The sequence below is a fragment of the Anaerosporobacter sp. genome (assembly GCF_031551385.1).
Taxonomy (GTDB): Bacteria; Bacillota; Clostridia; order Lachnospirales; family Lachnospiraceae; genus Anaerosporobacter.
Window position 1 is genome coordinate 1 of record NZ_JAVBNS010000271.1, and the last position, 9,776, is coordinate 9,776.

General features: G+C 34.1%; 9 protein-coding genes. 7 read left to right on the forward strand and 2 right to left on the reverse strand.

The features are described 5' to 3' along the window. The first annotated feature begins 120 nt into the window (after nt 1-120). The 5 genes from RMR19_RS20230 (at nt 121) to RMR19_RS20250 (ending at nt 4,333) form a co-directional block, all read left to right on the forward strand. The gene (locus RMR19_RS20230) at nt 121-333 is read left to right on the forward strand and encodes an alpha/beta-type small acid-soluble spore protein (RefSeq protein WP_310605320.1); all 213 of its coding nucleotides are present in this window, start codon (nt 121-123) and stop codon (nt 331-333) included. 279 nt (nt 334-612) lie between these two features. After that, on the forward strand, nt 613-2,289 hold the full coding sequence (locus RMR19_RS20235) for a two-component system response regulator (protein WP_310605321.1): 1,677 nt from the start codon (nt 613-615) through the stop codon (nt 2,287-2,289). A gap of 218 nt (nt 2,290-2,507) precedes the next feature. After that, nucleotides 2,508-3,074 (forward strand): 16S rRNA (guanine(966)-N(2))-methyltransferase RsmD, encoded by a 567-nt coding sequence (gene rsmD, locus RMR19_RS20240; protein WP_310605322.1) that lies wholly within the window; start codon nt 2,508-2,510, stop codon nt 3,072-3,074. Nucleotides 3,075-3,155: 81 nt separating this feature from the next. Next, the gene (coaD, locus tag RMR19_RS20245) at nt 3,156-3,647 is read left to right on the forward strand and encodes a pantetheine-phosphate adenylyltransferase (RefSeq protein WP_310605323.1); all 492 of its coding nucleotides are present in this window, start codon (nt 3,156-3,158) and stop codon (nt 3,645-3,647) included. Nucleotides 3,648-3,688: 41 nt separating this feature from the next. Beyond that, complete coding sequence (locus tag RMR19_RS20250; protein ID WP_310605324.1) at nt 3,689-4,333, forward strand: ATPase; 645 nt, start codon at nt 3,689-3,691, stop codon at nt 4,331-4,333. Here the strand turns inward: RMR19_RS20250 and RMR19_RS20255 are convergent. Beyond that, a complete protein-coding gene (locus tag RMR19_RS20255; protein ID WP_310605325.1) occupies nt 4,316-5,326 on the reverse strand; it encodes a hypothetical protein in 1,011 nt (336 codons plus the stop codon). The genes RMR19_RS20250 and RMR19_RS20255 overlap by 18 nt on opposite strands. 143 nt (nt 5,327-5,469) lie before the next feature. Between RMR19_RS20255 and pepF the strand changes: the two genes are divergently transcribed. Continuing rightward, complete coding sequence (gene pepF / locus RMR19_RS20260; protein ID WP_310605326.1) at nt 5,470-7,275, forward strand: oligoendopeptidase F; 1,806 nt, start codon at nt 5,470-5,472, stop codon at nt 7,273-7,275. 102 nt (nt 7,276-7,377) lie between these two features. Here the strand turns inward: pepF and RMR19_RS20265 are convergent, their stop codons facing one another. Then, nucleotides 7,378-8,625: a nucleotidyltransferase gene (locus tag RMR19_RS20265; RefSeq protein WP_310605327.1), complete on the reverse strand. Its 1,248-nt coding sequence runs from the start codon at nt 8,623-8,625 to the stop codon at nt 7,378-7,380. Between the two features lie 204 nt (nt 8,626-8,829). Between RMR19_RS20265 and RMR19_RS20270 the strand changes: the two genes are divergently transcribed. Beyond that, entirely contained in the window at nt 8,830-9,582 is a 753-nt protein-coding gene (locus RMR19_RS20270; RefSeq protein WP_310605328.1) for a phosphatase PAP2 family protein, read from the forward strand. Nucleotides 9,583-9,776 lie beyond the last annotated feature (194 nt).

Here is a 9,776-nt window from a genome sequence, read left to right on the forward strand (position 1 = left end):
AAAAAATGAAAAAATTACAAGTGTAATATTAAAATAACTCCATATAATAATAGCGTAACAAACAACAACACGACGTATTCAAGTGTAATAACACGAGAGTAGTGAATGGAGGAGTTTATTATGGCAAGCAGAAATCGTTCAGCAGTACCAGAAGCAAGAGAAGCAATGGACAGATTTAAGTATGAGGTAGCAAGTGAACTTGGAGTACCATTAAAACATGGTTACAACGGTGACTTGACATCTTATCAGAATGGTTCTGTAGGTGGTTACATGGTTAAAAAAATGATCGCAGAACAAGAGAAATTAATGGCTGGTAAAGAATCTGGTTATTAATGAAAAGGCAAAAGAATAATATGTGAAGTAGATTCTTGTGTAAGCAAGTAGTATACTAGCATATAACTGCACAAAAGAAATAAAAAAGAAGTATAATATCATAAAATTTATGGTATTATACTTCTTTTGTCTGTATAATTTAGGAAACAAACAAATATTATATGATTTTTAAGATAAATTGTACAATATTAGTTCAATTTATCTTAAAGTATGATATAATAAAATCATTGAGAACGTATAAACAGATTATTTATGAATATAAGATTGGAGGGTCTTTTCATGATGAGTCAAAAAGATACCATTCTAGTGATTATTAAAGATAAAGAGAGTAGATTAGCATTACAGACAATATTAGAGGATACATATACGATTATTAATGCAAGCACGGCAAAGGAAGCAATGACCGAGTTAGAAGAGAAAACGACTAAAATTACAGCAGTGTTAATAGATTTAATGATACCAGCAAGAGAAGGTTTCTCTTTTTTGGCAAAATTTCAAGAGATGAAAATGGCAAATACGATTCCGTCAATTGCAATTGTTTCAGAGATTGATGAAAAAACGGAAGCAGAAGCCTTTCAATTAGGTGCACATGATATTATTGTAAGACCATTTAGTCCTATTATAATAAAGAGGCGAATTGAAAATGCAATTAAGTTATCAGAGACGGCAGCAGTAATTAACCAGATTGAGAGGGACTCTCTAACTGGTCTATATAATATGAACTTTTTTACAGAACGAGTAAGTAAAATAATTAAAGAGAATATGACCAATAAATATCTTGTTATTTTTGCAAACATTTCAAGATTTAAATTGGTGAACGAGCTTTTTGGTAGAGCGGAGGGAGATCGACTACTTACATTTATCGGGAAGACAATTGCTAAGACTATTGGTGACAACGCATTGAGTGGATATGCAGGTGCAGATAACTTCTATATCTTGATGGAGAGTGAGAAGTTTAATGAAGGAATTCTTAGAAAAATTGTGGAAGAATTAAATAATTATCCAATTCATATTAATATTATTATGCGTTTCGGCATATACAATATAAGTAACACTTTAATGCCGATTGAGACAATATATGATCGTGCAAAATTGGCTGTAGATACTTTTGAAGGGAACTACGATGCTTATATTACATATTATAATGAGTCGATTCGAGAAAAGTTGTTACGTGAACAGATGATAACAAATGCAATGAAAAAGGCAATAAAAGAGAAACAATTTGTAGTGTACTATCAGCCTAAATTTGATTTAACGACAGAATATGTTATTGGCGCAGAAGCATTAGTAAGATGGAAGCAGCCAGAGTATGGTTTCCTATCACCAGGAGAATTCATTCCTATCTTTGAGAAGAATGGTTTTATTAGTGAGTTGGATTACTATGTATGGGAGGTTGTTTGTCAAAAGATTGCTTCTTGGATTGAGACAGGACATGAATTAATACCGATTTCTGTAAATGTTTCGAGAGTGGATTTGTATAATCCTAAATTGCCACAAGTATTATTCGATTTAGTTAATAAATATAAAATACCAATTCAGTATCTTCATTTGGAAATTACAGAGACAGCGTATACAGATAATACGAAACAAATGATAGATTTAGTAAATCAAATTCGCGAACTAGGATTTGTAATTGAGATGGATGATTTTGGAACGGGCTATTCTTCGCTTAATATGTTAAGTGATTTACCAATTGAGATTCTTAAGTTAGACATGAGTTTTCTAAGAAATAATGTTGGAAAAAGCAGTGGCCGTTCTGTAATACAGTTTGTAATTAATCTTGCGCAGTGGCTAGGTTTGTTTGTTGTGGCAGAAGGTGTAGAGACACAAGAGCAAGCCATATTCTTAAAGAATATGGGCTGTGACTATGCTCAAGGTTACTATTATTCTAAGCCAGTAACAGAGGCAGATTTTGAAAAACTATTATTAGAAACACAGATTGCAGTATTAGTGTAATGCAGTGTGAGAGGAAAAAGAAGAGAAAAAATCACAAATAGTCATAAAAAATATATGAAAATATTGTTGAAACTATTGAATTATGGAGCATTTTGATATAGACTATCCATATTGGTTATGTCAGCAAGCTGACAAGTGTTTCATATAAAAGTGTGTAATAGTAACGCGAGGAGTGTATCCCTGCATAGTTACGAATTAAGATATAAAGGGATGATGGAATGAGAGTAATTGCTGGCAAGGCAAAACGATTACAATTGAAGACAATCTCTGGCTTAGACACAAGACCTACCACAGATAGGATTAAGGAAACTTTGTTTAATATATTAGCACAAGATTTAGTCGATTGTGATTTTCTTGATTTGTTTAGTGGAAGTGGTGCGATTGGTATTGAAGCACTAAGTAGAGGTGCTAAGGCAGCCGTATTTGTGGAAAATAATAAGGCAGCAATTGAGTGTATCAAAGCGAACCTTAAGATAACGAATCTGGCAGATTCGGCTATGGTGCTTATGATGGATATAATGGCTGCTGTTCAATATGCAGAGAAGAATGGGAAAGTATTTGATATTATTTTCATGGATCCTCCGTATGACAAAGGATTAGAGAAGACAATATTAGAATATCTGGAACATTCAAGTATTATGTATTATAATACCATTGTTGTTGTGGAGGCTTCTCTTGATACAGATTTTTCGTATCTTGAAGACTCAAATTTAGAGGTATATCGTACAAAAGAATATAAAACAAATAAACATGTATTTATACAAAAGCGTGAAGATACTAATTAGAAAAGAAAGACTAGATATATTAGTTTAGGTAACTGAATTTGTTACTAGCTTTGGAATACAGAGTAGAGTATGGAGGATATTATGAGGATTGGTGTATATCCAGGGAGCTTTGATCCAGTTACTTTAGGACACTTAGATGTAATTTATCGCTCATCGAAGTTGGTGGATAGGCTTATTATTGGAGTTTTGAATAATAGTGCAAAAAATCCACTGTTTTCGGTAGAAGAAAGAGTTGCAATGATAGAGGAAGCAACGAAGGAACTAGATAATGTTGTCGTTGAATCTTTTGATGGTTTACTAGTAGATTTTGCAGATTTAAAAGGTGCAAATGTAATTATTAGAGGATTACGAGCGATTACAGATTTTGAATATGAGTTGCAGATTGCTCAAACAAACCATAAAGTAAACCCAAAGGTGGACACGCTGTTTTTAACAACAAGTGTAGAATATTCCTATGTAAGTTCGAGCGTTGTTCGTGAGATTGGAATGTATGGGGGAGATATTAGTCCATTTGTACCAGTAAATGTCGTTGGACGTGTAAAAGAAAAATATAAAAGTATGGAAGCAAACTAATCCATGAGGAAAAAGTAGGTCAGGGATAGGAGATAGAGTGTATGGGAGCAAGCAGAATTGAACAGTTAATTGAGGATATCTATGAATTTGTCGAGAGTTGTAAGATGTATCCACTTTCATCGACAAAGGTAATTGTACCAAAAGACGAATTATATGATTTGGTTGATGAATTACGACTTAGAACACCAGATGAGATTAAGAGATATCAAAAAATCATTGCAAATAAAGATGCAATATTACAAGACGCAAGAGAAAAGGCAGACACAATGCTTGCACAAGCACAGGAACAGACGAATGCATTAATTAATGAGCATGAGATTATGCAACAAGCGTATTACCAAGCAAATGATATTGTAGAACATGCGACAAAAGAAGCAGAGAGAATATTAGCAGCGGCAAGTCAAGATGCAGATGAGATTCGTCAAGGTGCAATTGCATATACAGATGATATGCTAGGTGACGTTGAAAGAATATTGTTGAATGCATATGAAAGTACAAAAAGTAAGTATGATAATATGCTAGAATCATTAAAGGGAAATCTTGATATTGTAGCGAACAACAAAAAGGAGCTTGCTCCAACAATGCAACAACCACAGAGCAATTTCGGAGAAGAAATCGCTCATTCAGTGGAAGTACAAGATGATTTTGACTTTGATGAAAACACATTCTTAGATGATATTGAATAATGATATATAGGATATAGACAAAAGGAATGCAAACAAGCTATTGATAACCTTGTAGTGTAGATAGGTTTTTAAGGATAGTCCGCTGTTTTCGATTACACTTCCGACTTGTGCGAGGCTAGAGAAACCGCCAAAGGAGGTAATTGTGATAGTTAGGACTATTTTTTTTGCTATGTCTAAGGTAGAGGAGGCTATGAGATAGATACCAGTTGTAATCTCAAGTGAACCAAGTAGTAAAAAGCGAGCTATTCCAAAGTGTTCTAATAAAGTAGATAGAATTTGTGTTAAAACAGAAAACATAATAATATACCCCCCAACTTTAGTAATTGTAGTAAAACCATCAAGAATACAATGGTCAACGGTGGTCATACTAAGTGGTGTTTCGTCTATGCATTCAGCGATAGATATGGAATTAGTATTATATACTGTGGTAGAATGTTTTTTCTTGCGTTTTTGATTTACAAAACGATATAAGGAAGAGGATATCATAGAAGATAAGTAAACTAAGGCTAGGAGTTGGTATTTTTGATTGGGGATAGCTAAACTTGATACAGCAAGGAAGCTCGTTAAAAACATATAGCTGGCATTACCTACGAGTATCATGATGTATTGACCTTCTTCGCGGTCGAGTAGCCCCTCTTTGATTAAATCTGAGCAAGTTTTTGCACCCATTGGAAATCCAGATAGAATTCCAATGATAATCGGATAGCAGCCAATAGCACTAATGTGAAAGATTCGTTTTAATATTGGGCTGAAGACTTTGCAGATATAATCGGTAACTTGAAAACGAATGATAAAATTAGATAGAATAATGAATGGTAGTAGTGTAGGTAGAACGGTGTTGAACCATAGAAGTAGGCCGACCTTTGCACCGTTTAATGCAGAAATTGGTTGTACAATGATGGAGATTAAAAAGAGGAAAAGTCCACATTTTATGAGAGTTCGAGGTGTTTTGGCTTTGTTTGCTTTTGTAGAAATATTCGAGGCTTTACCCATATTATATCGTCTCCTGTCTTTGCATAAGCTATTATATTCTATTATAGAAAGGTAAGTTCTAGTACTTTGAATTAAAATAAAGAAAGGGGTAACAAAGACGTCTATGGAATAGGTAATAGACGAGTTACCATAAGGTGAAGACAATGTCTGAAGCGAATAAAATTATTACACGTAATGAAATCAACCTAGAGGATACATGGGCAATTGAAGATCTTTTTGCAAATGATGAAGATTGGAAAAAGGAATATGCACTAGTAAAAGATCTTGCTGATAAGTTGCAGACGTATAAAGGAAAATTGGGTGAAAGTGCCTCGGTTTTATTAGAATACTTTAATTCAGCATTTCAAGCGGAATTCTATCTTGAGAGAGTATACGTATATGCGAATCAAAAATATCATGAAGATACTGCGAATGCCGTATACCAAAACCTTGTCGATCAAGCAAATACATTACAAGTTACATTAGCGAGTGCAACTGCATTTTGTACACCAGAGATTCTTGCGATTCCTGAAGAAACAATAGCACAATATTTTGAATCGAATACAGAATTACAATTATACAAAAGAACAATAGAAGAGATAATGAGAATGAAAGCGCATACATTATCTGCAAGCGAAGAAGCAATTTTAGCAGATGCAGGAGAAGTATTAGGTGCACCAAGCAACATCTTTGAGATGTATAACAGCGCAGATATAAAGTTCCCTGAAATTATAGGAGAAGAGGGAGAGAAAGTTCCAGTAACGCATGGCAGATACATTATGTATATGGAAAGCAAGGATAGAAACGTTCGTAAAGCTGCATTTGAAAGTGTTTATAGCACATATGGTTCTATGAAGAATACGGTAGCAGCATTGTTCGCATCGAATGTGAAAGCTTCTATGTTCAAGGCAAAGGCAAGGGGCTATAGTAGCACACTTGAGATGTACCTTGATGCGACGGATGTTCCTGTGGAAGTCTATACGAATTTAATAGATGCTGTACATGCGAATTTGCCTAAATTTTATAAGTATGTAGAGCTTAGAAAGAAATTGTTAGGTGTGGAAGAACTTCATATGTACGATGTGTATGCGCCACTTGTTGGTGATGTAGATATGAAATATACATTCGAGCAAGCAAAAGAAATGGTTCTTGAAGGTCTTGCTCCTATGGGAGAACGCTATGTTGGCTTATTAAAAGAAGGATTTGATAATCGTTGGATTGATATCTATGAGAATGAAGGAAAGAGAAGTGGGGCTTACTCTTGGGGAGCATACGGTACGCATCCATTTGTACTGTTAAACTATCAGCCAAATCTTGATAATGTGTTTACTCTTGCACATGAGATGGGACATGCCCTTCATTCTTATTATTCAGATGAGACACAACCATATCCATATGCAGGATATAAAATATTTGTTGCAGAAGTAGCATCTACTTGTAATGAAGCATTATTGATTCAACATTTACTAAATAAGATAGAGGATAAGAAACAAAAAGCATATCTTGTGAATCACTTTGTTGAAAGCTTTAAGTCAACATTATTCCGACAAACGATGTTTGCAGAATTTGAAATGCTTGCACATGCGAAAGCAGAAGCAGGAGAAGCATTGACAGCAGAGAGTTTATGTGAGATGTATCGTGGACTTAATATGAAATATTTTGGTGAGGATATGATTAGTGATGAAGAAATTGCTCTTGAATGGGCGAAGATACCACATTTCTATACACCATTCTATGTATATCAGTATGCAACGGGATTCTCAGCGGCAATTGCATTGTCTCGTAGAATATTGAAAGAGGGAGAAAAAGCGGTAGAAGAGTATATTGGCTTCTTGCGTGGAGGAAGTTCGGCAGATCCAATTACACTATTAAGAGGAGCAGGTGTTGATATGGCATCGAAAAATCCAATTAATGAAGCATTGGCATTGTTTGAAGAATTGTTAGAGGAATTAGAAGAACTTACGAAATAGAGAGAATGTAGGGCAATCACAGGAGTATTTCATCTTGTGACTGCCCTTCATTTGGTTTTAGATGTACTTTTGTGTAATGTGATAACACCATAACTTTAAAAACTAAAGTCGAATCGGTCCTTGCTTATATTCATTAGGAATGATATTGCCAAACTTTGTTGCAACGATTTGATTATATAGATGTGTAGCGAACAAATCCTTTTTGAAGATTGTATATTGCTTGGTATCTAATAATTTTTCGGCATCTGCAACTTTTGTAATAATAGGTATGGCGCCATATATTCGAGCTTGCTTTAATAAAGAGCTGGCTTCTTTTTGGAAACCAAGCAGTCTTGCGTACATAGATGTAATGCTTGGGTCTGCGTCGTTGCATAAAGAAGTTGTTATCTGAAGCAATATGTGTAGTAGGGCACGATTCATTCGAGTAAGCGTATATTGCTTTGACTTTAATGAACTAGCTAAATCAGAGAAGTTATGATGCTTTAGTACCAATTCTGTCAAACGATTTGCTAAATCTTCATTCATATCAAGATATTCTGCTAATGTATCCGGAGGGCATGAATATAGTTGATAGAGCAAAACATCTGAAAAGTCATCTTCAAAGATAGGTGCCGTTTTCTCTAATACGGAGGCCAATACATTATATGCAGAAGAAGGCATGTGTTTTTCTAAAGCTTCGTTCTTGTTTTGTGATTGTAAACAGCGCCTTAAAGCACTTGCTGAAGAGAATGTTGTATCTAGCGTCAAATCATGATATCCGCTTCCTTCGCGTAGGATTGTATATGGAGTGATGTTGCTAGAGAGTCGGTAAAGTGCTTTTAAATATTCTATACCAAGTATGTTGTTGGAAGATTCAAGTACTTCGTTAATTTGCTTTTTTGTATAGCAAGATAATTCACTGCTATTAAGAAGCGCTTGTTTTCTTGCAATAGGATAGGAAAAACCTTGGCGAAGATAGCTTTGAAGAGTCTGTTTGAATTCATTTGACTCTAGGCATAGTGTTTTAGCAATCGCAGATAGGAACGTTAAGTCACCACATTCACTTCCAAAGCAAATGGAATCAACAATGCCGAGATCGTGTAATATTCGAACGGCTCCCATAGCAAATGTTTCAGCACTTGCCGTAGCATATACAACAGGTAATTCAAATACAATATCAGCACCATTAACTAGAGCCATTTGGGTACGAGAGTATTTGTCAGTAATGGCAGGTGTGCCTCGTTGGACATAGTTACCACTCATAACAACGATGATATAGTCCGCATTTGTAATTTCTTTTGCTTTTTGGATATGGTAAGCATGTCCATTATGGAAAGGGTTATATTCGGTTATTAATCCTACAATATGCATACTATGGTAGCTCCTTTGAATTTATAGTATTAAGAAAGTCTTACAATTATTATTGATGAAAGGTTAAACTTTACTTATACATAAAATAATGCTATACTTATAAAAGTTCCGTAAACTTTATATAGAAAATATTAAGTTTAATATTAACAATAATTGATATGAATTAAAGAGAATATCTTTATTATACATAATAATTAATTATACATGATAATTAAGAAGAAACAAGATTGTAAATATAAGAATATAGAATATGCTAGTTTGGGAGTTAGAATGATTGAATTTTTGAAAAAAACACTAGGGCGAATATGTCCTTTTTACGCTATTATTCCGTTGATAGGTTCTTTTGTTTTAGAAACAACGATATATGAAGGCTCAAAGTTGTTTGTCCAGGGAAGGCATCACTTTGATTTTACGACAGATTTTGATAGAGGAGTACCTGTGATATCATGGTTTTCACTGATTTATTTTGGGTGCTATTTGTTTTGGATTGTTAATTTTATATTGCTTACGCGTATTAGTAAAGAACATTTTTATCAAACTGTGTGTGCAATATATTTATCCTATATTATTTGCGCAATAATATTTATTGCATTGCCAACAACGAATGTTAGGCCAGAGGTGATGGGAAATTCAATTGGAGACATTCTTTTGCGAGCTATATATGCAATGGATACCCCAGAGAATTTGTTCCCTTCGATTCATTGTAGTGTAAGTTGGTTCTGTTATATTGCAGTTAGAGGAAAAAAAGAGATTCCGAAAGCGTATCAAATTTTTTCCCTTGTATTTGCGATTTTAGTAGTAATCTCAACACAGGTTACCAAACAACATTATTATGTTGATATCATTGGTGGAATTGCACTAGCTGAATTTTGCTGTTGGATTGTTAAGAAAAAAGGGTTGTATAAATCATTCCAAGGCTTTTTTGAAAAAGTAAATCGAAAATGCCACATGGAATAGTAGTAAGGGAGGAACGATGTTAAAAGTAAACAAAAAAAATGTATTCAATGCTATATTCTTTTTGTTTATCGTGGGAGTTACCTTTTATTTGCTTTTGAAAGATCAAGAAATACCACTTATAGTTGATAGTATTAAGAGCACAAATGTAATCTATTTAATATTGAGTATTGCTGCAGTAATATTTTTTGTTTGCT